General features: G+C 47.4%; 23 protein-coding genes, 2 tRNA genes and 2 pseudogenes. 14 read left to right on the top strand and 13 right to left on the bottom strand.

What is annotated here, in order from left to right; genetic code table 11:
* Position 1: 1 nt before the first annotated feature.
* Together lpdA and IQE94_RS10865 are read right to left on the bottom strand one after the other, a co-directional pair.
* Positions 2 to 1,426 carry a dihydrolipoyl dehydrogenase gene (gene lpdA / locus IQE94_RS10870; RefSeq protein ID WP_223341896.1) on the bottom strand — a complete coding sequence of 475 codons (1,425 nt, stop codon included), beginning with the start codon at positions 1,424 to 1,426 and terminating at the stop codon, positions 2 to 4.
* Between the two features lie 109 nt (positions 1,427 to 1,535).
* Positions 1,536 to 2,045 carry a DUF29 domain-containing protein gene (locus IQE94_RS10865; protein ID WP_223341895.1) on the bottom strand — a complete coding sequence of 170 codons (510 nt, stop codon included), beginning with the start codon at positions 2,043 to 2,045 and terminating at the stop codon, positions 1,536 to 1,538.
* Between the two features lie 204 nt (positions 2,046 to 2,249).
* Here IQE94_RS10865 and IQE94_RS10860 point away from each other — a divergent pair, with 204 nt between their 5' ends.
* Positions 2,250 to 3,254 (top strand): alpha-E domain-containing protein, encoded by a 1,005-nt coding sequence (locus tag IQE94_RS10860; RefSeq protein ID WP_223341894.1) that lies wholly within the window; start codon positions 2,250 to 2,252, stop codon positions 3,252 to 3,254.
* Positions 3,255 to 3,259: 5 nt separating this feature from the next.
* Here IQE94_RS10860 and IQE94_RS10855 read toward each other — a convergent pair whose 3' ends face one another.
* Positions 3,260 to 4,036, bottom strand: a complete 777-nt coding sequence (locus tag IQE94_RS10855) for a DUF429 domain-containing protein (protein WP_223343223.1) — start codon at positions 4,034 to 4,036, stop codon at positions 3,260 to 3,262.
* 80 nt (positions 4,037 to 4,116) lie between these two features.
* Here IQE94_RS10855 and IQE94_RS10850 point away from each other — a divergent pair.
* Positions 4,117 to 4,190: transfer RNA gene (locus tag IQE94_RS10850), tRNA-Pro, on the top strand.
* Positions 4,191 to 4,746: 556 nt separating this feature from the next.
* Here IQE94_RS10850 and IQE94_RS18890 read toward each other — a convergent pair.
* Together IQE94_RS18890 and IQE94_RS10840 are read right to left on the bottom strand one after the other, a co-directional pair.
* Positions 4,747 to 4,860, bottom strand: a pseudogene (locus IQE94_RS18890) (transposase); the annotation flags it as partial.
* A gap of 85 nt (positions 4,861 to 4,945) precedes the next feature.
* Positions 4,946 to 5,152, bottom strand: coding sequence for a hypothetical protein (locus IQE94_RS10840; protein WP_212718169.1), 207 nt, complete (start codon positions 5,150 to 5,152; stop codon positions 4,946 to 4,948).
* A gap of 489 nt (positions 5,153 to 5,641) precedes the next feature.
* Here IQE94_RS10840 and IQE94_RS10835 point away from each other — a divergent pair, with 489 nt between their 5' ends.
* The 5 genes from IQE94_RS10835 (at position 5,642) to IQE94_RS18650 (ending at position 10,896) form a co-directional block, all read left to right on the top strand.
* The gene (locus IQE94_RS10835; RefSeq protein ID WP_212718167.1) at positions 5,642 to 6,634 is read left to right on the top strand and encodes a metal ABC transporter substrate-binding protein; all 993 of its coding nucleotides are present in this window, start codon (positions 5,642 to 5,644) and stop codon (positions 6,632 to 6,634) included.
* A 99-nt stretch (positions 6,635 to 6,733) separates the two neighbouring features.
* Entirely contained in the window at positions 6,734 to 7,516 is a 783-nt protein-coding gene (locus tag IQE94_RS10830; RefSeq protein ID WP_194019528.1) for a metal ABC transporter ATP-binding protein, read from the top strand.
* Positions 7,513 to 8,433 (top strand): metal ABC transporter permease, encoded by a 921-nt coding sequence (locus tag IQE94_RS10825; protein WP_212718165.1) that lies wholly within the window; start codon positions 7,513 to 7,515, stop codon positions 8,431 to 8,433. Before IQE94_RS10830 ends, IQE94_RS10825 begins: the two co-directional genes overlap by 4 nt.
* A gap of 226 nt (positions 8,434 to 8,659) precedes the next feature.
* Complete coding sequence (locus IQE94_RS18655) at positions 8,660 to 9,727, top strand: cation-translocating P-type ATPase (RefSeq protein ID WP_255611285.1); 1,068 nt, start codon at positions 8,660 to 8,662, stop codon at positions 9,725 to 9,727.
* The gene (locus IQE94_RS18650) at positions 9,649 to 10,896 is read left to right on the top strand and encodes a cation-translocating P-type ATPase (protein WP_255611284.1); all 1,248 of its coding nucleotides are present in this window, start codon (positions 9,649 to 9,651) and stop codon (positions 10,894 to 10,896) included. Before IQE94_RS18655 ends, IQE94_RS18650 begins: the two co-directional genes overlap by 79 nt.
* A gap of 79 nt (positions 10,897 to 10,975) precedes the next feature.
* Here IQE94_RS18650 and IQE94_RS10815 read toward each other — a convergent pair.
* Positions 10,976 to 11,098, bottom strand: a tRNA-Ser gene (locus tag IQE94_RS10815).
* 151 nt (positions 11,099 to 11,249) lie between these two features.
* Between IQE94_RS10815 and IQE94_RS10810 the strand changes: the two genes are divergently transcribed.
* From IQE94_RS10810 to IQE94_RS10800, 3 genes and pseudogenes are all read left to right on the top strand, one after another.
* Positions 11,250 to 11,630, top strand: coding sequence for an IS630 transposase-related protein (locus tag IQE94_RS10810; RefSeq protein ID WP_223341893.1), 381 nt, complete (start codon positions 11,250 to 11,252; stop codon positions 11,628 to 11,630).
* Positions 11,590 to 12,120, top strand: a complete 531-nt coding sequence (locus tag IQE94_RS10805; protein WP_223343222.1) for an IS630 family transposase — start codon at positions 11,590 to 11,592, stop codon at positions 12,118 to 12,120. Before IQE94_RS10810 ends, IQE94_RS10805 begins: the two co-directional genes overlap by 41 nt.
* Positions 12,121 to 12,204: 84 nt before the next feature.
* Positions 12,205 to 13,514, top strand: a pseudogene (locus IQE94_RS10800) (IS701 family transposase).
* 99 nt (positions 13,515 to 13,613) lie between these two features.
* Here the strand turns inward: IQE94_RS10800 and IQE94_RS10795 are convergent.
* The 6 genes from IQE94_RS10795 to IQE94_RS10770 all read right to left on the bottom strand — a co-directional run bounded on the left by IQE94_RS10795 (position 13,614) and on the right by IQE94_RS10770 (position 21,316).
* Entirely contained in the window at positions 13,614 to 14,537 is a 924-nt protein-coding gene (locus IQE94_RS10795; RefSeq protein WP_212718161.1) for a mechanosensitive ion channel family protein, read from the bottom strand.
* Positions 14,538 to 14,599: 62 nt separating this feature from the next.
* Entirely contained in the window at positions 14,600 to 16,330 is a 1,731-nt protein-coding gene (locus tag IQE94_RS10790) for a mechanosensitive ion channel family protein (RefSeq protein WP_212718159.1), read from the bottom strand.
* 336 nt (positions 16,331 to 16,666) lie between these two features.
* Positions 16,667 to 17,401, bottom strand: coding sequence for a class I SAM-dependent methyltransferase (locus IQE94_RS10785; protein ID WP_212718157.1), 735 nt, complete (start codon positions 17,399 to 17,401; stop codon positions 16,667 to 16,669).
* 51 nt (positions 17,402 to 17,452) lie between these two features.
* Entirely contained in the window at positions 17,453 to 19,210 is a 1,758-nt protein-coding gene (locus IQE94_RS10780; protein WP_223341891.1) for a hypothetical protein, read from the bottom strand.
* 321 nt (positions 19,211 to 19,531) lie between these two features.
* On the bottom strand, positions 19,532 to 20,530 hold the full coding sequence (locus IQE94_RS10775) for an ABC transporter ATP-binding protein (RefSeq protein WP_212721791.1): 999 nt from the start codon (positions 20,528 to 20,530) through the stop codon (positions 19,532 to 19,534).
* A 111-nt stretch (positions 20,531 to 20,641) separates the two neighbouring features.
* On the bottom strand, positions 20,642 to 21,316 hold the full coding sequence (locus IQE94_RS10770) for an N-acetyltransferase (protein ID WP_223341890.1): 675 nt from the start codon (positions 21,314 to 21,316) through the stop codon (positions 20,642 to 20,644).
* Between the two features lie 98 nt (positions 21,317 to 21,414).
* Between IQE94_RS10770 and IQE94_RS10765 the strand changes: the two genes are divergently transcribed.
* The 4 genes from IQE94_RS10765 (at position 21,415) to rfbD (ending at position 25,463) form a co-directional block, all read left to right on the top strand.
* Positions 21,415 to 22,026 (top strand): TetR/AcrR family transcriptional regulator, encoded by a 612-nt coding sequence (locus IQE94_RS10765; RefSeq protein ID WP_223341889.1) that lies wholly within the window; start codon positions 21,415 to 21,417, stop codon positions 22,024 to 22,026.
* A 301-nt stretch (positions 22,027 to 22,327) separates the two neighbouring features.
* Positions 22,328 to 23,803, top strand: a complete 1,476-nt coding sequence (gene glgA, locus IQE94_RS10760) for a glycogen synthase GlgA (protein WP_212718151.1) — start codon at positions 22,328 to 22,330, stop codon at positions 23,801 to 23,803.
* Between the two features lie 104 nt (positions 23,804 to 23,907).
* The gene (gene msrA, locus IQE94_RS10755; protein ID WP_212718149.1) at positions 23,908 to 24,576 is read left to right on the top strand and encodes a peptide-methionine (S)-S-oxide reductase MsrA; all 669 of its coding nucleotides are present in this window, start codon (positions 23,908 to 23,910) and stop codon (positions 24,574 to 24,576) included.
* A 5-nt stretch (positions 24,577 to 24,581) separates the two neighbouring features.
* Positions 24,582 to 25,463, top strand: coding sequence for a dTDP-4-dehydrorhamnose reductase (gene rfbD / locus IQE94_RS10750; protein WP_223341888.1), 882 nt, complete (start codon positions 24,582 to 24,584; stop codon positions 25,461 to 25,463).
* A gap of 11 nt (positions 25,464 to 25,474) precedes the next feature.
* Here rfbD and hypD read toward each other — a convergent pair whose 3' ends face one another.
* Positions 25,475 to 26,599: a hydrogenase formation protein HypD gene (hypD, locus tag IQE94_RS10745; RefSeq protein WP_212718145.1), complete on the bottom strand. Its 1,125-nt coding sequence runs from the start codon at positions 26,597 to 26,599 to the stop codon at positions 25,475 to 25,477.
* Positions 26,600 to 26,729: the final 130 nt, after the last annotated feature.

Below are 26,729 nucleotides of genomic sequence, written 5' to 3'. Positions count from 1 at the left end.
TTTAAACCGCCCGTTTATAAGCTTCGTCCAAGACTTCCGATAGGGTGGGGTGGGCATGGACATGGAAGGCCAATTCTCGTACTGATTTGCGGTCGGCGATCGCCTGGGCGGCCTCTTGGATCAGGTCCGATGCATGGATGCCGATGATGTGGGCCCCCAATAATTCCCCGGTGTCCTGGCGGTAAACCACTTTGGCAATGCCATCGGTTTCCTTTTCAGCCAAGGCTTTGGAGTTACCTTTGAAGTAAGTTTTAGCGCTGCTAACCACAAATCCTTCTTTTTCCCCCAATTCCCTAGCTTGAGCTTCCGTTAAACCCACATAACTAATTTCAGGATGGGTGAAGGCCGCTGCCGGAATGGCTCGGTAGTCCACTTCAGTTTTGCGGCCGCAAATATTCTCCACCGCTACTACGCCCTGGCCAGAAGCAGCATGGGCTAACATCATTTTACCCGTGGCATCCCCCACCGCCCAGAGATGGGGCACCGGCTTGCCATCTTTGATCACTTGCATCTGATCGTCAACCTCAATGAAGCCCCGGCGATCGGTTTCCACGCCAACCGTTTCCAAGCCTAAATTTTTAGTGGCAGGAATGCGGCCAGTGGCCACTAGACAAGCATCTACTTCGAGGATTTCAACTACCTCTTTAGTCTTGGCATCGGTGAGTTCAATTTCCACCGGGGAGCCTGCCTTGATTTTGGTGGCAAATACGCCGATATAGGTTTCAATGTCGCGGGATTTAATCAGCACCCGTTCGGCTATTTTTGCAATTTCCGGATCAAACCCTGGCATCAAGTCCGGCAGGGCTTCAATCATGGTTACTTCACAACCCAGGGCCGTGTAGACGTCGGAAAATTCCAAGCCGATGTAACCACTGCCAATGATGGCAATCCACTGGGGCAAGGTTTCCAGTTTTACCGCTTCGTCACTGGTAAAGACCGTTTTATGGTCAATTTCGATGCCTGGGGGGACAAAGGGCACTGAACCGGGGCACAGCATGATCTCTTTAGCTTTGAGGATGCGGGTTTCGTTCTCCCCTATTACCGTCACTTCCTGGGGCCCAGACACTTTTCCCCAACCCCGGATGGTATCGACTTTCAAACGGGTAAGACTATTGGTCAGGTCAGATTGGATTTTGCTTACTAGGTCATTGGCATGGGCGGCGATCGCCTCTCTGGTGAAGGTAATGCCATTGACCTGGATGCCTAACTGTTGGAGATGGTCTTGGTCGGACATTTCCCGCACTCGACCGGAGGCGGCCAGGAGAGCTTTGGAAGGAATGCAACCCCGGTTAACACAGGTGCCCCCCATATCCTTGGCTTCGATGATGGCGGTTTTCAGACCACATTTAACGGCGTGGAGAGCGGCTCCGTGGCCCCCAACGCCGGCGCCAATAATCACCAAATCGTAATCAAAATCCTGACTCATCGTTGCTTGCACCTCAATCTGTCAAGACTTTAGTGTAGGGGTTAAGGGCAACCTCTGGAAAGTTGACCCCCAACCTGGCGATCGCCCATTGTCCTCAATTAATTTACTGTTATAGACTTTTTCTTTCTTCCTGAAGCTTAAACCATTGTTCCGGTTGCCAGGGAAGCCAATTTTCATCTAAAGCTTGCTCCAACGTAAAATCTGGTTTTTCAGGAATTATTTTTTTATTTAGGTCACTGGCAATTAAAAACAGCTTTCGGCCATTTTGATATTGCTTAATAAAAACATCCTGCAGAAATGGTTTAAGACTTAGACTTGCTTCCAACTCAGCTTCAATAGCTAAACGAAAATTTTGTACCTCTAATTTCCAGCCCCGAAAACATTGTTCCCGTTCCAATTGCCAATATTTTATTTTGAGAAGATGCTCACAAAGACGCATTAGATAGCTAGAAATTGAGCGTTTTTCACTCCTCCCCAAACCTTCGATCTCCTCAATTAAATTTTCTAAATCAAGATGGCTAAAATCCTTGTTTTTCAGGGCGATAGCAGTTTGCTCTAACCACAAGCAATAGTCTTGGTTATAACTGGTGTCATGACTTGTTTTTGTCTTTACCTGCATAATGGCATTTCTCCCCAGACTTTTCTGAGCTAGTAACCATCCATGATACCCCGATCGCCAATGGGGAGGGTGGGTAATTGTAGGGCGGATTGGACTGTTGACAAGCGAAGATAGTCTACAATTTCGTCAGAATGGCAACATATTGAACCCCCAAGGGCTTTGTACAATGGGCCCTGGATCCGTAATTGGAAAAAACCGAAAATTATGCTAAGCCGTGTTGCTGACTCCGTTTACTGGCTGAATCGCTACATCGAACGGGCGGAAAATATTGCCCGCTTTGTGGACGTGAACCTTTACCTAATGTTGGATTTGCCCTACGGTGCCCAACAGCAATGGGAGCCTTTGGTCATGACCACTGGGGATTTGGGCTTTTTCAAACAGCATTACGGCGAAGTCACCAAGGCCAATGTGATCAAATTCCTTACCTTCGATCAGCATTATTCCAACTCCATCCTTTCCTGCCTGAACATGGCCAGGGAAAATGCCCGCTCCATTCGGGAAATTATTTCTTCGGAAATGTGGGAGGAAATTAACCGCTTTTACCTCATGGTCAAAGAGGCTGGCGATCGCCCTCCGGCCAACATTGCTGACTTTTTTGCCCAGGTGAAACTATCTAGCCATCGCTTTGCCGGCATTATGGACGCCACCATGACCCATAACGAAGCCTGGCACTTTGGCCAGATGGGTCGTTTGCAAGAAAGGGCTGATAAAACCGCCCGCATCTTGGATGTGAAATATTACTATCTACTGCCTTCGGTGGAATGGGTAGGTACTCCTCTGGATCAGGTGGAATGGATAGCTTTGCTCAAATCCGCTAGTGCCTATGAAATGTATCGCAAGAGCCAGCGGCGCATCACCCCCGCCAACGTGGCCAGTTTTCTGATTTTGCACCAAAAATTTCCCCGTTCCATCCACTTTTGCCTACTCCAGGTACAGCGGTCATTGCATGAGGTTACTGGTACGCCCCTCGGTTCCTGGCGCAATGATGCGGAAAGGGCCCTGGGTCGGCTTTGTGGGGAAATGGGCTATATCACCATCGAGGACGTTATTAGCCAAGGACTACACGAATTTCTGGAGGAGATCCAAGCCAAGGTGAATGAAGTGGGAGTAAAAATGGCCCAGACGTTCTTTGTCAATGAGCCAGTGCTGTCGCCGGTGCCAGTGCAAAGCCAAAGTCAGACCCAACAGCAATCCCTGGCTAGTTTTTAGGCCTATTACCCATCCGGTAGAGGTTGGTTCACGCTCAAAGTGGGCACCACAATATAACCCGTACTTTCATCGCCTAAAACCCAGTTCCGTTCCTGGCCCCAGTACCACCAATAGGCACCAATGTAGGCACAAATTAGACTATCCCATTGGTCTTCCTGGCGTTTCAGTTCCTTGCCATTCAATGTCAACGGCGATCGCCAAGGCTCTATGCCAGGGGGGAGGGTAAGCTCCAGAGCCGGGGTTAGTCTGGGCAAAATATTTTCAATGTAGGACTCTAACTCCAGCAAACCCTGTCTTTTTTGGGCTAGGTTCCCTTTTTTGTATTTGATGATCCGCTCTAGCTGAAAAAGCTGCACCATGGCGGGATGGGGAAACACTTCAATTTGGTAACGTCCTGGCCGTTGGGGCTCTATCTGCGGGGCATGGAGAAAACCCCGTTCTTCCAGTAGATTGCCCACTGTTATGGTTCTTTCGACAAAAGGTCGAGCCAAATTGGCCGGATAACAACCCGCATGGTACTTGCCAAAATATTTGTGGGTCAGGCGATCGGGTAAACGAGTCCCAGTCTGATTGGGAATAATGGTCGGAGCATCCACCGCCACCATGGCTCCCTCCGCTTCACCTAAACCTTTGTCCAGCCAGGAGAAAATTTCCTCCAAACTCAAGCGACAGGTAATGTCTTCCACCCAAAGGCGATCGCCAGTGGGGGCTGATTCTAGCCGTAAACGACATAGTCCACTCTCCCCAGAACTCCAACCTAAATCAATGCCAATAAATTTCATCAAAATGAAGACTCGAAAATTTTTGCCAAAAAACTTGCCAAGGGCCACAGGGGAGAACTAAGATTAGAATCTGTAAAATTCGGGGCGTAGCGCAGCTTGGTAGCGCACCACTTTGGGGTAGTGGGGGTCGTGGGTTCGAATCCCGCCGCTCCGATTCAACTGAAAAGCCTTCCCTGCAAGCATTGTAAGCTTCTGGAGAGGGCTTTTTCAATTTTGCCCCTTGGTTTAACTTTTCTATCAACACCCCTATCAGAACGATGTTGCAAGCCGATACTTTTTGAAGTTCTTGGTCCGGTCAAGGGTGTCTTTGTAAACCTCATTATTGGCCACGGGGGGGGTAGCCATGTTTAGCAAGGGCGAGGATAAGGTCAACTTTCAATTCGGCCTTACCCCTCTTGCGTCAGACTGGGCAAGTCGATTTGCTGGAAATCATCGAAAGCCTTTAGCAACAACGGTTTTATGTGGTGCACTTAATAAAATATTGTCCCCCATGATTGTCGAGTCTTGAAAACATTGAAACGCCTCCACAGTGAGACTTACTGAAAAATATTCTTTCCGAGATTCAGGAAAGGGGGTTACGGCGGATTTGGCGTCTAACTGTCATACTAGCAACAATGAGTAAAATAGTTCCGTCTAATTGTGGCAGAATTTAAGATAATGCCGATTGCTGCTAAGTTTTCAACAGATTCTTCGTCTTGAGGTCTAAATCTCCGAATAAAAGCCTTGAGTTCCCACCAAAAATGTTCAATGGGATTAAAATCTGGGGAGTAGCGTGGTAAATAAATCACCTTGGCTCCTGATGCTTCAATCATTTCTTTGACTCCTTAAATCATGGCTTCGCTGATTTCGGATAAAATTCGTAATCCTTGCTCAATCGCCAATGGTGATTTAACCAGGCACAAGTGCGCTCTACCCACCACCCAAGCGCTCTGAAGCATTGGCTTCCGTTACCAATAATCCCAAGAGCAAACCCGTTGTTTTAATGGATTGGGGGTCAGCCACTACCACGCTAAAGTCAGGGGATCTTCCCTTCTTTTTTCTCACCTCGTTGCTTAACTCATCGTGAATCTGTTGCCTGACTCCCTTCCTTTGCCATTTGTGAAAAGCTTTACACATTTATACGCTGTCTGATGGAGTAGGAAATCATGGGGGAATATCTCCCATTAATATCCTGTACGCTGTACATGAAAAATAATTTCTCGCATGTCTACCTCTCAGGAACGCCCCAATTTTTTTGATACTAGTAACTTGAGCTTGATTATCTTCCACTCCGCATGACTCATATCACTGACATATGGCTTGCGCTTACGTTCAGCAAACTACTCATTGACAATACTCAATTTTTGCCCCTCACCATAAAAACAGATTTTTTATCCACTTTCTTTAAAAATTATCTCTTAGTGAACATACTGACTTCATTGAGAGGCGATCGCCATTTAAAAACAGACAATAAGCACATAAGATTCACAATAGTAAATTTTAGTAGCTAAAAAAAATTAGCTGGCTTAGTAGTTGACAAAAGTTAAGAAATTTTAACTCCCTATTTTTGCTCCAATTATGAGAGGATAATGAAAAATGAAATGATCATGAAACGACCTTAGCACTATGGCAATACGACTTGCTTGCCGGGGGGAGATGCTGGCATCTGGTTTGGCGATCGCCTTTTGGCTGACCGGCTGCGGGACAGCGGAAATCACTAAATCCAATGCTCCCAGCGAAGAGGTGACAGAAGTAACCACCGAAATCCAAGCGGAAAACGAAGGGAAAAAGAAAGTTTTAACCACCTTCACCGTACTGGCCGACATGGCCCAGAATGTTGCCGGAGATAAGTTAGTGGTGGAATCCATCACCCGCATTGGTGCAGAAATCCACGGTTATGAGCCGACTCCCAGTGACATTGTCAAAGCTCAGGACGCAGACTTAATCCTTTACAACGGCATGAATCTGGAGCGTTGGTTCGAGCAATTTTTGGGCAATGTCAAGGATGTGCCCTCTGTGGTGCTAACGGAAGGTATTGAACCGATTCCCATTGCCGAAGGTCCCTATACCGATAAACCCAATCCCCACGCCTGGATGTCGCCCCGCAATGCCCTGGTCTATGTGGAAAATATCCGCCAAGCCTTCGTCGAACTTGACCCGGACAATGCCGAATATTACAACGCCAATGCGGCGGCCTATAGCGAGAAGTTAAAGGCGATCGATACCCAACTGGCATCCGATTTGGAACAGGTGCCCGCCAAGCAGAGATTTTTGGTCAGTTGTGAAGGGGCGTTTTCTTACCTGGCCAGGGACTATGGCATGGAAGAGATTTACATGTGGCCAATCAATGCCGAACAGCAGTTTACCCCCAAGCAAGTACAAACTGTGATTGAGGAGGTGAAGACTAATAATGTACCAACAATTTTTTGTGAAAGCACCGTCAGTGACGAGGGGCAAAAACAGGTGGCTAAGGCAACCGGAGCCCGTTTTGGAGGCAATCTTTATGTTGATTCCCTTTCCACAGAGGAAGGCCCTGTACCCACCTTTTTGGATTTGTTGGAATATGATGCCCGGGTGATTGCCAACGGTCTTTTGGCCGGTGCTAATGCCAAACAATGACAAAAGTTTTGCCTTTTATTCAGTGTTGAGTTTTTCTTAATCAACCCAACTCAATGTTGACGATTGACCGCTCCCTAAAACCTGAACCCCTCTTTTGTGATGCCAACCACTCTCCCCCGTCTCGATATATCCGTTGATAGCGTCAGCGTTACCTATAACAACGCTCGTTTGGCCCTTTACAATGCCACCTGCACCGTTGAACCTGGCACCATTACTGCCCTAGTGGGCCCCAATGGCAGTGGTAAATCGACTCTGTTCAAATCCATTATGGGGTTTTTGCAACCGAGTCAGGGACGGGTTCGCATCGGTGGTTTTCCGGTGCAAAAGGCCCAAAAACAACAGTTGATGGCCTACGTCCCCCAGGCTGATGAAGTGGATTGGAACTTTCCGGTCAGTGTGTTTGATGTGGTGATGATGGGGCGCTATGGCCATATGAATGTGCTACGCATTCCCAGCCCCAAAGACCGTCGCTTGGTGATGGAAAGTCTAGAGCGGGTGGGCATGGTGAAATACCGCGATCGCCAAATTGGGGAACTTTCCGGCGGTCAAAAGAAACGGGCGTTTTTGGCCCGGGCCTTGGCCCAGGAAGGCAAGGTAATTCTCCTAGATGAGCCCTTTACCGGGGTTGACGTGAAAACGGAAAAGGGGATGATCGACTTATTGATGCAACTGCGGGATGAGGGTCACACCATTCTGATTTCTACCCATGATTTAGCTTCCATTTCCACCTTCTGTGACCACACTATTCTGCTCAACCGCACCATTTTGGCCCAGGGGAAAACCGAGGAAACCTTCACCAAAGAAAATTTAGAATTGACCTTTGGCGGGCTACCAGTGATGAGCCTGAATCAGATGTTTGAAACGACAGAGGTAGATGCGTGAGTCAGTTAGTGGTGGCCTTTTCTTTTTGGAATTGGTTGGTGGAGCCTTTGCAATATGGGTTTTTGATCCGGGCAATTTGGGTGAGTGCCTTTGTCGGCCTGGTGTGTGCGGTGCTTTCGTGTTACATCACCCTCAAAGGTTGGTCCCTAATGGGAGATGCCATTTCCCATGCGGTGGTCCCCGGTGTGGTGCTGGCCTATGCCCTGAATATTCCCTTTGCCATTGGGGCTTTTACCTTTGGCTTTGGGGCAACGGTGGCGATCGGTTACGTCAAGTCCAAAACGCGGTTAAAGGAGGATGCGGTCATTGGCATTGTCTTTACAGGCTTTTTTGCCCTTGGCCTCGTATTGGTGACCAAAATTCCCAGCAATGTTGACCTGTTCCATATCCTGTTTGGCAATGTGCTGGGTATTTCTCAACAAGACATCATCCAAACTTTGATCGCCGGATCCATCACCCTGGTAGTGATTTTGTTGCGCCGCAAGGATCTGCTGTTGTTTTGTTTTGATCCGAACCATGCCAAGGCGATCGGTCTGCGCACTCAGGTGATGTATTACACGCTGTTGTCGGTTCTAGCCCTTACCATTGTGGCCGCCTTGCAAACAGCGGGCATCATTTTAGTAATATCCATGCTGGTCACCCCAGGCTCCATTGGCTATCTACTCAGTGATCGCTTTGATCATATGCTGTGGTACTCCGTCGCCAGCAGCGTCCTATCCTGTGTCCTCGGCACCTATTTGAGCTATCACTTTGACGTCTCGACAGGGGGCATGATTGTCGTCCTGCTCACAACGCTGTTTGCCATAGCCATGATTTGTGCGCCTAAGTATGGCATTTTGGCCCAGGAATGGCGCAAGCGGTCGGGGCAAAATCCGGAAGACGATCAAAATCAGACTGTAGTGGTGGATCAAGCTTAGTTGGTTGGTATCGCCACAATAATGACGACTTCCCCGCTGTGAGTAAACCTATTAACTCATTGGGGTTGGGGTTCAACCATTCACCTAAATTTATTTCCTGTAACATCACCTCCGCGTTTACCCAAAGCGCGGTTATTTTTTCTTTGCACTTTCATATCACTATCTACTGATATAACTTAAGATATCAGTGATGGCTAATATGTCCCTTAATCCCAGGTGCCTGCCCATGACGTCAACCCCTTTACAGCAGACTCTCCAGGCTCATGTCGGTGGCATGGATTGTGGCGGTTGTGCGAGAACCATTGTGTCCAATCTGGAACAGTTACCGGGCATTGCAGAGGCCACCGTTAACTTTGCTTCCGAGCGCCTACAGGTGAAGTTTGACCCCGCCCTCACTAATAAAAAGGACATTATTAGCCGAGTGACTACATTGGGTTACACTGTCACCCCTGAAGTCCAAGCTGCCGCCAATACCATTACTGCGGTTGACTCCCCTACGCTTTTACCGGCTCGCCCAATTAATCTAGTGGGTTGGCGGTTCTGGCTCACCACCCGCCGGGGACAAACTGTTTTGCTGAGTGGCGTGGGCCTACTGCTAGGGACGATCGCCGAACGGTTCTTTTTCCTATCCCTAGTGGCCCAAGGTTTCTATGCCGTTAGCTTGATGGTGGCGATCGCGCCGATTATTCGGGCGGCCTGGATTGCGTTGAAACTGCGTCGGGCGGACATGAATCTGCTAATGACTTTAGCGGCGGTGGGGGCAGCCATTCTAGGGCAGTGGTTTCAAGGGGCGTTGGTTATTTTTCTGTTTGGGTTGGGTACCACACTACAAAAATTTGCCCTCAGTCGCACCCGCAACGCCATTGGCAATTTGATGGATTTAACCCCTATCACGGCCACGGTCAAACGTGACGACCAAGAATTATCCCTACCCGTTACAGTCATTGGGCTAGGGGAAATTTTAACCATTCGTCCCGGACAGCGCATCGCCCTGGATGGAGTAGTTCGTTCTGGGGAAAGCACTATTGACCAGTCTCCTATCACTGGAGAATCCCTGCCAGAACATAAAACAGTTGGTGATTCGGTGTTTGGGGGCACCCTCAACCAGACCGGGTTTTTGGAAGTGGAGGTTACCCATACCGCTGAAGATACCACCGTGGCCCGCATTATTCATTTGGTGGAAGAAGCCCAGGAAAGTCGTGCCCCCATTCAACAGTGGATAGACCGCTTTTCTGCCATCTATACTCCCATCGTCTTAGCCCTGGCCGCCACCATGGCAGTAGTTCCCCCCTAGTGTTTGCCCAACCTTTTCAGATTTGGTTTTACAAGGCGTTGGTGCTGTTGGTAATTGCTTGTCCCTGTGGTTTGGTGATTGCTACCCCCGTTTCCCTCATTAGTGCGATCGGCGCGGCCACAAGGCAGGGAGTACTGTTCAAAGGGGGTAATGCCCTGGAAACGGCGGGGAAATTGCAAACCCTCGCTTTTGATAAAACTGGCACCATTACCGAAGGTATGCCCAAGGTACAACGGGTGCATAATTTAGGAACCCTGGCGGATGATCTGGTGCTGATGGTTGCCGCTTCCCTAGAACAAAGGTCAGAACATCCCATTGCCCAGGCGATCGCCGCGGAGGCCGTGGCCCGAGGAATAGAATTGTCTGTCCCAGCATCCTTCATGGCAGTGCCGGGTAAGGGCATTGGGGCCACATTGATGGGTAAAACCTACTTTGTGGGCAATCGTCGCCTATTTGCAGACCAGGGCATTGGGTTATCTCAAGACGCCCAAGCCTTACTCCAACAAATTGAGTCCCAGGGGCAAACTCCTGTGTTGGTGGGCTCCTCAGGGGGATTGCTGGGGGCGATCGCCGTAGCGGATGGCATCCGGTTAGAGTCAGCGGCCGCAGTGCGTCAACTCGAGCGCCTGGGTTTGGACAACATCGTCATGCTCACTGGCGATCGGCGGGCCATTGCTCAACGGGTGGCCCAACAGGTAGGCATTGACAGCTACCAAGCTGAATTGCTGCCGGAAGACAAGTTAAATGTCATTCAACATCTGCGTCAATCGAGCATAGTCGGCATGGTGGGAGACGGCATCAACGACACTCCAGCCCTGGCCGCCGCAGACGTTAGCTTTGCTGTGGGTAAACTGGATACAGCATTGGAAACGGCCGATGTGGTGTTGGTGGGCAATGACCTGGAAAGATTAGGCTATGCCATTCAGCTCAGCCGTCGTACCCTATCGGTGATTAAACAAAACATTGCTGTCGCCCTAATTTTAAACGCCACCTTCGTTTTCCTGGGGGTTGTGGGGCTGATTGGCCTGCCCATTGCTGTCTTGGAGGATATGGGGTCTTCCCTGTTCGTTACCCTCAACGCCCTGCGTTTGTTTAATTTTCCTGCCCAAAGGCACAACGGGAATCCATTCCCCCGGCATGGAAGCAAAAAAACGCCAGTTCTGGAATAACCCAGTCATTGCAGGCAGTTCATCCCCAAGGACAAAAATTCTTATTCCGAGAAATATTAATGGCAATGGGTTCAAAGCATCGGGATGACAGGATTCGAACCTGCGGCCCCTTCGTCCCGAACGAAGTTAAGAAAATCTTCTAATTCCTTCTGTCTCTCGATTATAGCGGTTCTCAATAAATCTTCCTACCAATTTCTTACCGCAATCGGCCCAAAGGTATGCCTGGCAATGGGGATGAAAGACACTGGAGCAGTCCCGACAGCTGGTTCTAGGATTGCAGCGCATTTTTGTTAGCTATAGCGAAGATTGCTAAGGTTAGGACATAATGTAGGGAAAGAGTTAGGAAAAAAGCGATGCCAGCCCCCTACAGTATAGATCTAAGAGAGAAAGCGGTAAGTGCAGTAGAAAAAGGAGAGAAGAAAAGCCATGTCTGCCGAACACTGAACATTAGTCGCAACACCTTAGACCTATGGATAAAAAAGAAGAAAGAAACAGGAAGTGTGGCCGCGAAGAGAGATTATGAGCGTGGTCCACGACCGAAAATAGATGATTTGGATAAATTCAGAGAATTTGCGGAGGAGAACGGTCATTTAACGCAAAAACAAATGGCAGAAAAATGGCCAGAGCCTGTAAGTAGAATAAGAATAAGTAAGGCTCTAAAGAAAATAGGGCTTACTAGAAAAAAAAACTTATATTTACAGGGAAATAGAAGAGGAAGCGAGAAAGGCATTTGAAGATGGAATCAAGCAATATGCGGCAGAAAAACTGATTTATATGGATCAAGCCGGTCTAGATGACACTCTAGACTACCCCTATGGGTACTGTCATAAATCAGAGAGATTAAAGGCGAGCAAATTAGGACATAGAACCAAGAGAGTCAGCATAATAAGTTGTTGGTGGAATAGAACAACAATATCTCCAATGATATTTGAAGGATACTGTAACGCTCAAGTAGTATGCACGTGGATAGAAGAAATGTTATTACCAGAGTTAATACCAGGTCAGATACTAATCATGGATAATGCAAGCTTTCATCCGAAAGAAAGAATAAAGGCATTGGTAGCAAAAGCTGGGTGTGAGGTTATATTTTTACCACCATATTCACCAGACTTGAACAAAATTGAGAAGTTCTGGGCGAGACTAAAACGTTATGTTTACCAACTTGTTAGTAATGGAGAATCGCTGATTTCTGCATTGGATATAGCGTTGAGAGAACTGTCCTAACTATCTCGTCCTTTGCTATATCCCTCTTCCATCAAAGTCGGTGAATTAGAATGGAGATAAAAGGCTGAAAAGCCCGGAGGGAGTATGACAAGGACAAGAGAGGCAAAAAAGACAGTACAGTGTGTAGATACATACAGTGAACCGTATAAAGATATCTTTCCAGAAGTGAGGGCTTATGAGTCATTTAAATATATCATTGTGGGAATATTAAGTGATATAAAAAGAAAAAGTTTACCGGCAATAGCATCATCATTAGGATTTGAAAATGAACAAGGACTACTGCATTTCATAACAGATTTTCCTTGGGAATCAAAAGAATTAAAAAAAAGAAGGTTAAATGTCATCTTAGAAGTTTTAGAAGGAAGAGAAATAATAGTAATAATAGATGAAACGGGAGATCTCAAAAAAGGAAAAACAACAGATTATGTAAAAAGACAATACATTGGAAATTTAGGAAAAATAGAAAACGGTATAGTGTCAGTAAATGCCTATGGTTACTGTGATGGGGTAACGTTTCCTCTAGAGTCAAAAGTGTTTAAACCAAAAGAAAGATTAAAAGAGGGAGATAAGTATAAAACGAAACCAGAATTAGCAGTAGAAATAATAAAAAAACTAAAAGAAAGTCGCTTTAAAATAAAAAGAGTAGTATCAGATAGTTTATATGGAGAAAGTCATAGCAATTTTGTCAGTGCTATAGAGGAATTAAAAATAAAATATGCAGTGGTAATCCGCAGTAATCATGGGGTATGGCTTCCTTCAGAAGTTAAAGTAAGGGCAAATAAGTGGAGAAAGTTTGATCACATAAGATGGGATGGAAAACAGGAAGATAGGCATATAAGAGAAATAGTTTATGATAAAAAAGGAGAAGTAAGATATTGGGAAATTAAAACAGAAAAAGAGAAAGAGGAGGAAAAAGAAGGGTGGTTCGTAATGACTCGAATACCAAGCATTAAATATAAAGAAGTCGGCAGAATATATGGAGTAAGAGTATGGATAGAATATGGATTTAAGCAATGCAAAAGTGAATTAGGATGGGCAGATTTTAGGATGACTCATTATAAACAAATCCAAAAATGGGGGGAATTAGTAATGTGTGCATATTGTATGATTTGCCTTTATGATGAGGATTTTAATCCGACAGTTAATTCCATACAAAATCTCATCAAAAGCATGAGCAATGGAAGGGAGAAAAAGGCTGGAAGACGTGGCTAAATAATCTTAGGCTTGTCACCTGCGTACTTAATGCAGTAAGTCTTATTACAAAATGGGTGAGAGTATTCCCAGTTGCCCATCTTTTGAGAGAATTGACTAAGCTTTTTAACAGGGTTAATAAGCTTGACAAATTACAATATCTGGTAAATTTATGGGATGATTTTTGTTATTCGTCTGCTTAGAATGACGGAAGAGAGCTATCTTAAATTTATTTCAAGTAGCTATAATTAATAAGCCCTTTGAGATAAATAAAGTTTGTTTAAAGATTGTTGTAAGATCGCCTAATTAGCACCATTACCTGACTCCAGGCTTACATGTAAACCAGGGGTAGAGATAAGTTCCACCGTTGTGGATGCCAACTCAACTCGTCGATTAGTACCATCAATTTCTTCTAAAATCTGAGTGAAAAGTCGATCTTTTGTTGCCCGACGTTTTTTATAATCCACGACGTATCTGACGGTAAACTCTAACCAATTATCGTTGGCAATCAAAGTCACAAATGGTTCAATTTGGGCATCTTCAATTAGATATTTATGGATCATGCGACTCCACTCGGCTTTAGCTGGTTCAATGTAGCTGCCCGTCACTTCTTCAACTACCCGTTGCAAAATGTTTCTGGCCAGTCGATGATCGCCACCATGCCTTACCGGAACAACAATTTCATCCCAAATAAAAGGGAAATCCCCTGAATAATTAAAAACTGGTTCCTTAAAGACAAAACTATTGGCAATTCTGACAATACGCCCATTGTAGAGATCTGCTTTAACCCAATCACCACATTCCATCAGCGTCGTTCTTAAGGGATTAATATCAATCACATCCCCCATAATGCCCCCTAACTGAACCCGATCGCCGGTCTTATAAAATTCTCCAAAGGAAATAGCCGTCCAACCGGCAAAACTGGCAATCACTTCCTGCAGGGCAAAGGCAATCCCTGCCCCCACCACACCAAAAATAACGGTTAACTGTCTGAGGTTTTCATTAAAAATAGTCACAATTAGGAGAGCAATGAATCCATAACTAATAAAAGCCAGAATTTTGCGGATACGGTAACGTAAATCCCCATCTTGAACTTGACTGGATAAACCCTGGGCCGCCATCTTAAAAACAATGGAGACAATTAAAATACCAATGGCAACTTCAATTAACTTGACGACGTTGGGATCACTGAGCCAGCTTTGAATTATATTGATTAACTTTTCCATAGGTTAATGCCCAATGCATAATTTTGCTTTGTCGACTGTTGCCCGAGATAAAATGCTTCGCCCTAGGCCTGGTCAGATTTTGATGTATTTACTCCATTATCCTGTGTAGACGGGGCATTGAGGGATGAAAGTCTAAATGCGGGTGCTTCATAATCCGACGGTAGATAATCGGCAGGAATGGTAGTCTGGTTACCATCTCGCACAGCACGGTAATGGGGCGAAAGAATTTCAATATCAGCTTCGTTACACTTATCTTGAAGATTTTGATGGAGTTCTGAATAAATTTTCGCCATGATGCCTGGATCGTGGGTATACGCATTTAATTCATAGGCAATGTAAAAATCATCCAAACTGGTTTGCAACACAAAAGGTGCAGGATTTTCTAGGATTTTATCTGTTGCTAAAGCCGCTTCGATCATTACGGCATGAACCTTGCGCCAGGGCACATCGTAGCCTAGGGTGATGGTGGTGTGCAGAATTAAAGGTAGCGCTCCCGGATCACTAGCCGCGGCACTGTAGTTGATTACATGGCTACCTAAAACGGCCGAGTTGGGAATGGTAATCACCACATTTTTAATGGTACGAATACGGGTAACAAATAATGTTTTTTCCACCACATCCCCGATGGTATCAGTGATTTTTACCCGATCGCCGACGGAAAAAGCCCTGGTGTAGGTTAACATAATACCAGCAAAAATATTGGCAATTACCGATGAAGAACCAAGGGAAATTAGTAATCCCAAAAAAATAGAAATTCCCTGGAAAGCAGGAGTTTGGGAGCCAGGTAAATAGGGAAAAGCCACCGTGGCCGCAAATGCCAAGACCAGAAATTGGACTAGCTTATAGGTAGGTTTAGCCCATTCTCGGTAAAATCCTTGAAACCTGATATTATCTCGCTCAATTTCGGTGAACAAAAAGCGAATTACTTTCAAAGAGTAAAAAGTTAACAGCCAAATAATAACCAGAAAAAATAAATTGGGAAGATAGTTTAATAATCCAGACCAGATGGTATTAACTGCTGTGTTGGCATAGTCAAATAGTATCCGAGCGACGCCTTTAGTCCAGGGGAAGAAGCTCAAAACTAGATTAATGTAAAGATAAAGCAGCCCTAGTAAGAGAGTAAGGCGGACAATTTTAATAATTTCTGAAATTAGATCAACTACCCGATGGGCAGATAAAATTTGGGTGTCAAATAGTCTTAACGCCGGAATACGGGTACCCCGCCAACGTCTCAATTGACGATAAATAATAGGCACCGATTTGGTGATACCAATTAAGCTAGCAACTAGGACAATTGTGGCAATTAGTGTATAAACTACTCCCCGCACCAAACTATGGATGCTATAAGAAGACCTAAAGTCAGTAATTGATTCTTTGATGATCTGTAAATATTGGTTCGCAAGCTCTTGACGGGATTGTCCCGCCGCCACCGCATCCACATCGGTGATCGTCACTAGGGTTTCGTCTCCTGTTAAAATATCAACCGTTGCCGCCGCTTCATTGTCGACAATTTTGAGCGTGTCCAGGTTAACTTCGGTATCTTTAGCCAGGCTAGCTATACGATTGGAAACCACCTGGGCCCGAAATTCTGGGGAGAAGGAGGCAATTCTCGCCTGAATATAAAATAGAGTGTCGTCCCCTAAAATCACCGGCGCCCCTGTGGGCTTACTTCCCGTTGGGTTAACGGTTTGGGGATAAACCAAATATGCCGTCGCCACCACCATAACTAGGTTGAGCAGAAAAATAATTAAACCATTCCGCAACCAGTTCTTTAGCCTGTGATAGAACAACATATTTTTTCTTCAGGAGTTATTAAGGGAATTGGTGTATGACATTTTCCATCAATCTTATTGCCCCTGGGAGCAATTTTGGCAGAGAATGTAGCTGATCAGAATTTTAATTTTGGTTAATTCGAGTCCCGCTGATGGACAGTTAGCTCCAGTGCGGGACAGTATTGTTTGATGATGTTTTTGTTGACCAAAAATTTCCCCTTTTCCATGCTATCGGGTCTAGATTAACAGGCATATTTTCCAGGCAATATTAAATCAATCAAGATGAAATTTAATAAATTTTAGCTAACTAACATTAAGAAAAGAAAAGATAAAGTTTTATCCTTAGTTTTAAACACTTTACTGTCCACACTTCACCGCCCCAAATGCAGCAAAGCAAGAGTTTTTATGGAGAATATCCACCGTGTCAAAGCCAACGGAACGGAGTAAATCAATTTGATAGGTGACAGGTCGGGGGGAATCTTCACGGTCAATGTAGCTGAACACCTTCTCCCGATACTCCGCACCACCAAGGGAGACCAAATAGTCACCGTATTGATCCCACATCATTGCTTGGACGGCTGGTTGCTCATGGAAAACTAAATCGGTAATCCACACGCTACCACCGGGGGCAAGTAAATCGTAAATTTTCTGAAAAGCTTGTAACCAGTCTTCGTCATCCCTTAAATGGTGCAACACTGCCGCTGCAATAATCACATCATAGGTCGAATTTGGCAGGCTTACTAAGCGAAAATCCCCCTGTAGGGTACGCACTGCACCTCCGTTTAATTGTTGGATACGTTCCGCCGCTTTGATCAGCATGGGGGCGCTTAGATCAAGTAAATCAACATTGAAATCCTGATTGGTGGATTGACGCAGTCGAATTGTATTGTTGCCAGCACCACAACCAATATCTAGTACATGGCGGATATTTTTAGTACAGGAGATGGCCGCCTCGGTAATTAGGGCCATGGCGAGGGGAGCGTCAATGGTTGTTGCCTGGCCAGTTTCAAGGGAAGAAAAACGCGCCACATCTTTATCAAAACGGGAGCGGATGTCTGCAATGGTTGATTTTTTATCGAGAGGCGTGGTCATGGTGATGGCAGGTCGCGTTGTAGTTGATTAGCTATGGACTTTTGCCCTTTCTCACTCCGGCTGAACCGGGGCAAAATATTGCTGGCTTTCCGATCGCCCGAGACGTTGGACGTAGCGATTAAACTGCCAGGTGCTGGCCACAATCACCACTGTTTGGCTGAGGACTGTGAGGAAAAAGAGGGGCGTTTGAACGTTAATTCCTTCCACCAGGGCAATGGAAGGCAGGGGACTAAACCACATAACGACGCTTTCCTTAATGCCCGCGCCAATGGCGATCGCCAGGGGGAGAACTACCATCACCACCACCGATAAAATCAACACCAGCAGACGGGAAAAACGCATTCTTAGCAGACTCCACTGGATGAGGGAAGCGAAGGTAAAATTCCACAACAGACCCATGGCCAAGGCCACCACTATGCTCCTCAGGGGAATGGTCACCCCGACCGGTGCTGGAGCAAGCCAGGGCAACAATAACACCATGGGCAACGTTAAAAGGGCGGTGAGGCAAAGATTAATGGCGATCACCCCTTGGGGAGGACTATGGTCAGATACCAGATTTTGCCAGCTCCAGGTGCGGTAATGTCGGGGGGCTTCGTGACGATAACGACTCCAATCCCGTAAATAGTTAATTTGGGGGCATAGGGCCAGGGTCAACCCCAAAAAGAAGCAACAAAGGGTCAATTGCCAGCTACCCAGGTTCAATAAGAGAAAATCGAGATAGTCGCTTTTGTCATAGCTTTGGAGTAAAAAGCCATTGGCGATCGCCACCAGGGACAGGGTTACCCCTAAGCTTTGGGGCTTGCTCCAGGCCGTACTGAGGGGACGGCGGAAGCGACGGCGTAATACTTGGGTTATCCAATAGGTTCCCACTGCAAAATTCGCCACCATAAATCCCATGCCCAGGGGAGCCGACCGGAATAAATCCCAGCCATACCAGCGCAATTGATCCAGTTCATTGGGGCCGAGGTAACCAACGGTGGGTATGGACAAAAAAGTGGAGCGGACTAAATAAATTAGAGCTTTACCGGGGTAAAACAGAGATAACCAAGAGAGGAAAAATGGCTCCCAATCATTGTCTTGCATGATCACGACCGTGCCAATTAGCGTCCCCACCGCACATAAGCCGGCGATCGCCGCACTTTTAGAAAGAGAATAACTTTTTGCATTACTGCTTAAACCAATCCAGAGGGCAATGTGGAAAAAGAAGCTGGCCCCCACCAGCACTACAACGTAGTAACCTGCCAGCAGAAACAAAGAAACACCCGCCCCCCCAGCGGCAATCATATGGAGAGGCAACAGGGTGAGCAAAAATCCATACAACAAACTGGGCACTCCGAGGATTTTGCCCCAGATAAAACTACCCTCGGACTGGGGACTAAGGCGAATAAAATTTAACGTGCCCCGTTGGCATTCCTTTTGTAAATCCGCCACCAATAAATAAATCCCCACCACCAGCAATAGCACTAGCCCGGCCAAGCTCAAAAAAGCAAAGCCATCCAACCACCACAGCCGCCAATTGATCGATAGTTGCCCCAATAGATCCTGGGTGCAAACAAAAATTCCTTGGTTATATTCCCACTCCGGTGGGATGCCCATGCAGTAGCGACTAAATTGCTCTCCGGCGGGTCTGAGTGGATCTAGTACGGGAATTTCTCCGGTGCGAAAAAATAACACTATGCCCTGGCAAATAAAACTTGCCAACAACAGCCAGCGCACCTTTGTAGTAGTAAAACGGCTTTTGAGTTCCCGGTACAGTTGGGGATGCCAATCTCCCAGGCGATCGACATAGGTAGAGAAAAGATTGATCATGGTAGTGATGGCGAAGTGGGGCAGGGCAAAGCAAGAAGTAAAGTTAATTAGTCACTATTTAAGTCCTAATTCATCCCCCAATTCGTTCAGCAGAATACCGATAAGGTTGGGGGTTGGTGATTTCAGTTAGCTCCTTAATTAGAGCAATAATTCCAGTCTGAGAAAGCTTTTAACTGTCAAATGAATCTCAGGTTAAATATTAAATTAGAAAGTAAGTAAACTAGACAGAAAAAAAATTAGTGATGAAAAAATTAACGGTGGTTTGAGTGAAGAATAGCCACATAATCTTCACTAACCAGGGCGGAACGATGATTATTACTGTCAGGAAACCTGTTGATGTCCTAATTTGAGGAAAATACTTTCTAAATCCTCCTGTTGACAATGGAATTGGCTCACTTGACAACCAGCATAGATCAAATTCCTGAGTAGGCTGGCGCTGTCTTCGGGGGAACCAGAAAAAATCACAGAGCAATGGATCCCTGGGGCGGAATTTTGCTGATCTCCCTGATCATAGTTTATCTGCCAATCCTCCACACCGGGTTGATCCTGCAGGCAATACTGCAATTGCTCTACTCCCGCCAGCACGGTAATGGTGATAGTGCGTTGCCCCAGGCGATTATACAAATCTGCCAAAGTGGTGCTTTCCACCAAACACCCCAGTTCCATCACTCCGATCGCCGTGCAGAGTTCCGCCAGATCACTGAGCACATGGGAGGAAATCAGAATGGTCATGCCCGCGGCCTGCAACACCCGAATAATGTCACGAAATTGTTGCCGAGCTAGAGGGTCTAGCCCAGAAACCGGCTCATCCAGCAGGAGCAAAATGGGCTCATGGATAATGGTGCGGGCCAAACTCAACCGTTGCTTCATCCCCCGGGAAAGGCTATGGATGCGGCTGTGGCGTTTACTGGTTAGTTGCACCAGCTCCAACACTTCCTGGATGCGGTGGCGACGGCTGGGATTTTTCAGATGGTATAACCGGGCAAAGTAATCCAGATAATCCCAAACGTTCAGGTCTTCGTAGAGGGGATAATCGTCGGGCAGATAGCCCAAATATTGCTTGATCCGCAAATTGTCTGCCCCTGCCACCAGGCGATCGCCAAACAAATAAATGTCTCCTCTGGTGGGTTCCTCTGCCGTGGCCAACATACGGATTAGGGTGGTTTTGCCAGCACCGTTGGGGCCAATCAGACCATACACCGACCCCTCCGCAATGGTTAAATCCACATTGGTCACCGCCCCCTGGCGATCGAAACGTTTAGTCAAGCCTTGGGTAACCACAGCGGCCTTGGTTTCGGGGGTTAATTCCATGGGGGTCACAATCAAAGAAATGTGGGTGAATCGATCATAGTCCAACCACACGTTACAAGTAGTTAAAGCCGGGCAGTTTTACCCCTTATCAAACATGGTAGTTCTCCGTAGTTCTCCCTGCTAGTTGAGACGGAGGCCAAACTTGGTAACGCCCGGAAAATCAATCTTGAATTGCTCCGAGAAATAATCCTGGTAAAAGGTTTGATAGGGCTTAAATCCCACGGATTCATAGGTATGACGGGCCCTGTCATTGCCATTGATCACCATAATGCCGGCAAATTCATGGCCCTGCGATCGCCCTTTTTCCAGTAAAGCCCTCAGTAACGCTTTGCCCAAACCCTGGCCCCGGGCCTCCGGTAATACGGCCACATTTTCAATAATCCAAGTCGCCTGGGGGGTGAGAAAAAACGGTCGTAAATTTCCGCCCCAAAGCCCCAGATACTGCCCACGAAAAGCTGCTAAATTTTCCTTCGTCCAGTTCAGCTCCTTGGCGATCGCCTCTAGCTGGGATAGACGCAATGGACAGTAGTCCTCCGTCTCCGGTACATACCCGGCGGCCGCCGCAACAGGTTTGCCCTCAGCTTCCAAAATCAGAAAATCTGGTACATTGCCCCAATTGCAAGCATCGGCCTTCAGTTCCGCCTCAATAAAGTCCAAGGCCGTGGTACCAGTCCCTTCTAATAAATCTTCCCAAAAGCAATGATTTAACGGTGGCAGGGAAGCCTCGTATTCAATCCTGGCGAGAAATGGAATATCCGCAGTGGTTGCTTGGCGGGTATTTAGCATAGTTGACATCACAGCTCCCTTGGGAAAACTCCCCATAAAAAATACAATCTGCATGTACCTCAAAAATAAAGGAAGCCCCTTTCTTTGTCAAGATACATACTGTATGAATGTTAAATCTGCTCACCATGTCGGCTAAGTTGACCAAAGCGGAACAAACTCGACGCACTCGCCGGGCCATCCTTGATCGGGCCCGTCACCTGTTTGCCACCCAGGGATATACCGCCACGGGCACCGAAGAAATTATTAGTGAGCTAGCCATTACCAGGGGAGCTTCATACCATCAATTCGGCGACAAGCTGGGGCTGTTCAAGGCTGTCATCGTTGAGGCTTATGACGAAATCACCGACTATATCAAAACAAAAGTTCGACCCCTAGATAACAATTGGCAACAGTTAATCGTCGGCTGTCGGGCATTTCTTGAAGTTGCTCAACAGGACGAACTGCGGCGCTTGGTATTTGTGGAAGCTCCCGCCGTTTTGGCAGCGGATGACCTCACTGAAATTGATCAATATGGCTTTGGTTTACTCCGTGAGTCAATTCAGACCGCCGTTTCCGAAGGAGAACTTTACGCCGTCGATGCTGAGGGTTTTGCCCACTTAGTCAATGGTTCTTTGAATGAGTTGGCCGCTTGGGTGACCCAGTCCAATGATCCAGAAAGACTTAAAACTGCCCAATGGTTGGTGGAAACATTACTGCTGCGGCATCATCACTGCGGTTAGCTTTTCATTCTTGGGGTGAACTCCCCCTACCCGCTTGCACTGAGATCGGAGCTTCCTATCCAATAGCCTGCAAAATAGTGGAAGACTTGCGCCTTTTACTACCTTGTCTTACGGCTAGACAATGGGCGGAATCCCTGGTTCCCGAGTTAAGCTGATTCCCTTCGGTCGGGTTTCTTTGTTGGTCGAAATTCATCTCACAGTTAAGCCTTCAGCTTTAACGGGAGTCCTCTTTTGACATTTAACATAGGAAAATACAATCAACTCGATCGCCGTCGAGTAAAAACTGTTATCAGGAGCCTCTATGTACATCGTTCAAATTGCCTCAGAATGCGCCCCCGTCATTAAGGCCGGAGGATTGGGGGATGTTATCTACGGGCTCAGCCGTGAATTGGAACTGCGGGGCCATTGCGTCGAGCTTATCCTGCCCATGTATGATTGCATGCGCTACGACCATATCTGGGGTTTACACGATGCCTACCGTAACCTAGAGGTGCCCTGGCATGGCAGCTCAATCTTTTGTGACGTTTTCTGTGGCTGGGTCCACGGTAGACTCTGCTTCTTCATTCAGCCCAAATCTTCTGATAACTTTTTTAACCGGGGTCATTATTACGGCGCCCTCGATGACCATATGCGCTTTGCCTTTTTCTCCAAGGCGGCCATGGAGTTTTTGCTACGTAGCAACAAACGCCCAGACATTGTCCACTGCCACGATTGGCAAACAGGGCTAGTACCGGTGTTGTTGTACGAAATTTACCGCTTCCACGGCATGGATCATCAGCGGGTCTGCTACACCATCCACAATTTCAAACACCAGGGGATTGCTGGAGCCAATATTCTCCACGCCACAGGGCTTAATAATGACGGTTATTATTTCAGTTACGATCGCCTGCAAGATAATTTCAATCCCAATGCCATTAACTTCATGAAGGGGGGCATCGTCTATTCCAACTATGTCAACACCGTTTCCCCTCACCACGCTTGGGAAGCCCGCTTTTCCGATATTTCCTGTGGCCTGGGCCATACCCTGGAAATTCATCAGCACAAATTCGGCGGTATTTTGAACGGTTTGGACTACGAAGTGTGGAACCCAGAAATTGATCCGCTATTGGCGAGCAACTTCGGTCCCAAAACCTTTGGCGATAAGGCAAAAAATAAGCAAGCTTTACGGGAAAGATTAATGCTGGAAGAGGACGACAACAAACCAATAGTCTGCTTTATTGGCCGCTTGGATGGACAAAAAGGTGTGCATTTGGTGCACCACTCCCTCTACTACGCCCTCGCCCAGGAATCTCAATTCGTACTGCTCGGCTCCGCCACCGAACCCAATCTGAGCAAATGGTTCTGGCACGAAAAACAACATCTCAACGATAATCCCAATGTCCATCTGGAGTTGGGCTTTGATGAGGAGTTGGCCCACCTAATTTACGGAGCGGCGGATATCATTGTGGTGCCTAGTAACTACGAGCCCTGCGGCTTGACCCAAATGATCGGCCTCCGTTATGGGGCCATTCCAGTGGTGCGGGGAGTGGGTGGTTTGGTGAACACCGTGTTTGACCGGGATTATGACCAAAATCATCCTCCAGAAAAACGCAACGGTTTTGTCTTCTATCAGCCGGATCAATATGCTTTGGAAACGGCCCTTGGTCGGGCGATCGCCTTGTATAAGGATGATCCCGTGGCGTTTAAAACCCTGGCGTTGCAGGGCATGGCCTACGACTACTCTTGGAATAAACCGGGGCTCCAGTATGTGGAAGCCTACGAATACATCCGGGCTTAACCCTTCGGGTTTGTAACAGTTTCGTTACACTAGTCCATAGGCGGAGCAAAAGCCGTTGGCCATAGCTCCGTTCAGCGTTAATAAATAACAACAACTTAAACATTATGGGATTCTTCGATTTATTCGGTAAAAAAACGGCCATGGTTGCACCCAATGAAGCTCTCCCCGGGCGATCGGCCACTATGTCCGTGCCAGACAAACATTTTGTCAATGGCAATCCTCTCAAAGCTCCCTTTCCCGAGGGAATGGAAACGGCTATGTTTGGTTTAGGCTGTTTTTGGGGAGCGGAACGCAAATTTTGGCAAATTCCCGGGGTTTACAGCACGGTGGTGGGTTATGCCGCCGGTTATACCCCTAACCCCACCTACCAAGAAGTTTGTACCGGAATGACTGGGCACAATGAGGTGGTTTTCGTTGTGTTTGATCCCCAACAAGTGAGCTACAAGGAATTACTCAAAGTCTTTTGGGAGAGCCATAACCCCACCCAGGGCATGCGCCAGGGTAACGATGTGGGTACCCAATACCGCTCCGGCATTTACACCTATTCTGAAGCCCAACAACAGGCCGCTTTGGCATCGAAGCAAGCCTATCAACCAGCTCTCCAACAGGAGGGCTATGGGGAAATTACCACGGAAATTTTACCGGCCCCAGATTTTTACTATGCCGAAGATTATCACCAACAATATTTAGCTAAAAACCCCAATGGTTACTGCGGTTTGGGGGGCACTAATGTGGCCTGTCCCATTGGCACGGAAGTTTCCCTGGGAGCTTAGTTCAGTTGGCAAGGAAGATTCTCTTACTAGGGGCAATGGGGCAAGTGGGTCAGGAGTTGGCCCTGCCCTTATCCCGTTTGGGTCAGGTGCAGACGGGGACCAGGGCAACTTTTGATTTGGCCCAACCGGCCACCCTGGGGGACAAAATTCGGGACTTGGCCCCCGATATTATTGTCAACGCCGCCGCCTATACTGCCGTGGATAAAGCTGAAACGGAGCCGGAATTAGCCTACGCAGTTAACGCCCTTGCTCCCCAGGCGATCGCCAACGCGGCCAAGGAAATCGGCGCCTACGTGGTGCATATCTCCACCGACTATGTGTTTGATGGTAGCCAGAGTTCCCCCTACCAGGAAACGGATGCCACCAATCCCCTCGGGGTTTATGGCCAAAGCAAGCTCAAGGGAGAAAGGGCCGTGGCAGAAAGTGGCGGTGAATTTCTCATTGTCCGTACGGCGTGGGTTTATGGGGCCAAAGGCTCCGGCAATTTTGTCAAAACCATGGTGCGCTTGGGCAAAGAGCGGCAAGAAGTGAGGGTGGTGGCGGATCAAGTTGGTAGTCCCACCTGGGCAAAGGATCTGGCTCAGGCGATCGCCGCTTTAGCTCAACAACGGGCCCAGGGCATTTATCATTACAGCAATAGTGGGGTGGCTAGTTGGTACGATTTTGCGGTGGCGATTTTTGAGGAAGTTGAAAATTTAGGCATTTCCCTTCAGGTACGTCGGGTGCTGCCCATTACCACAGCGGCCTATCCCACGCCGGCTCGACGGCCAGCCTACTCCGTCCTATCCCATGAAAAAATAGTACAAGCTTTAGGCTGTGCCCCTCCCCATTGGCGGGCATCATTGCGGACCATGCTACAAGAAAGCATCAACGAGGGCATTTTCTGATAGCAAAACCACTACATTACTCCTATTCCCACGGACTCCGGCACCTGTTGGCGGTAACGGTAATAGGCGGCACAGGCTCCTTCCGAGGAAACCATGGGGGCTCCCAAGGGCTGTTCTGGGGTGCAGATGGTACCAAAGGCTGGACAATCGCTGGGCTTCCGTTGTCCCTGTAAAATTTCCCCACTAATACAAGTCGTTTCCTCCGTCGTTGGAACCATAGTTTGTAGTAGGGAGGCAAATTTGACTGCCCCATCCCAGGGGGCAAATGCTGGCCTTAAACCCAAACCGCTGGCGGGAATCAACCCCAAACCCCGCCAATGGCGATCGACTGGCTCAAATACTTGGTCAACAATTTTCTGCGCGTGGGCATTGCCCTGGGGTTGGACAGATCGCCGATATTGATTGTCGCAGGTGAATTGTCCCGACTCCAGTTGGCGCACACAGGCGAGGATGCCCTGCATAATATCCACCGGTTCAAAGCCAGTAATGACTATGGGCACTTGATATTTTTCGGCAATATGTTGATAAGCCCTTTCCCCGGTCACTGTGCAGACATGGCCTGCGGCTAAAAAGCCCTGCACAAGAGAATCGGGATTGCCTAATAAAGCTTCCATGGCCGGGGGCACCAACACATGGGCGCAAAGCAGACTAAAATTACGCACCTGTTGGGCCCTAGCTTGGTGGAGAGTCATGGCGGTGGCGGGGGCCGTGGTTTCGAAACCTACCCCAAAAAACACCACTTCTCGCTCCGGGTTCTCCCTGGCGATCGCCAAACAATCCAAGGGAGAATAGACAATGCGGACATCGCCGCCCTGAGCTTTAACGCTCAGCAAATCCATCTCACTGCCGGGCACCCGCAACATATCGCCAAAGGAACAAAAAATGATCTCCGGTTGCTTAGCTAACCACAAAGCTTGGTCAATTAATTCCATCGGAGTGACGCACACAGGACAGCCGGGGCCATGGATCAGAGTCAAATCCTTGGGTAACAAGGTATCCAACCCATATTTGACAATGCTGTGGGTCTGGCCGCCGCAAATCTCCATCAGCGTCCAAGGTTGGGTGATCTCCCTGGCGATCGCCTGACGGTAATGGGCCACCGCCTGGGCATCCCGATATTCATCAACGTATTTCATGGCTAAAACTTGGCGAACTGATCCCAAGGTTAACGAAAATTTTTAGTAATAGTTAATTTTGGCCAAGGTAGAGTGTGTTGGAAAAGTCTGAATATGATGATTAATTTTCCCTAGTCCTTCTCCATAGGAG

The organism is Synechocystis sp. PCC 7339 (assembly GCF_019924095.1).
In the GTDB taxonomy this organism is placed as follows: domain Bacteria; phylum Cyanobacteriota; class Cyanobacteriia; order Cyanobacteriales; family Microcystaceae; genus Synechocystis.
Note: the sequence above shows the minus strand (reverse complement) of the source record. Positions and strands in the feature narration are given on the sequence as shown.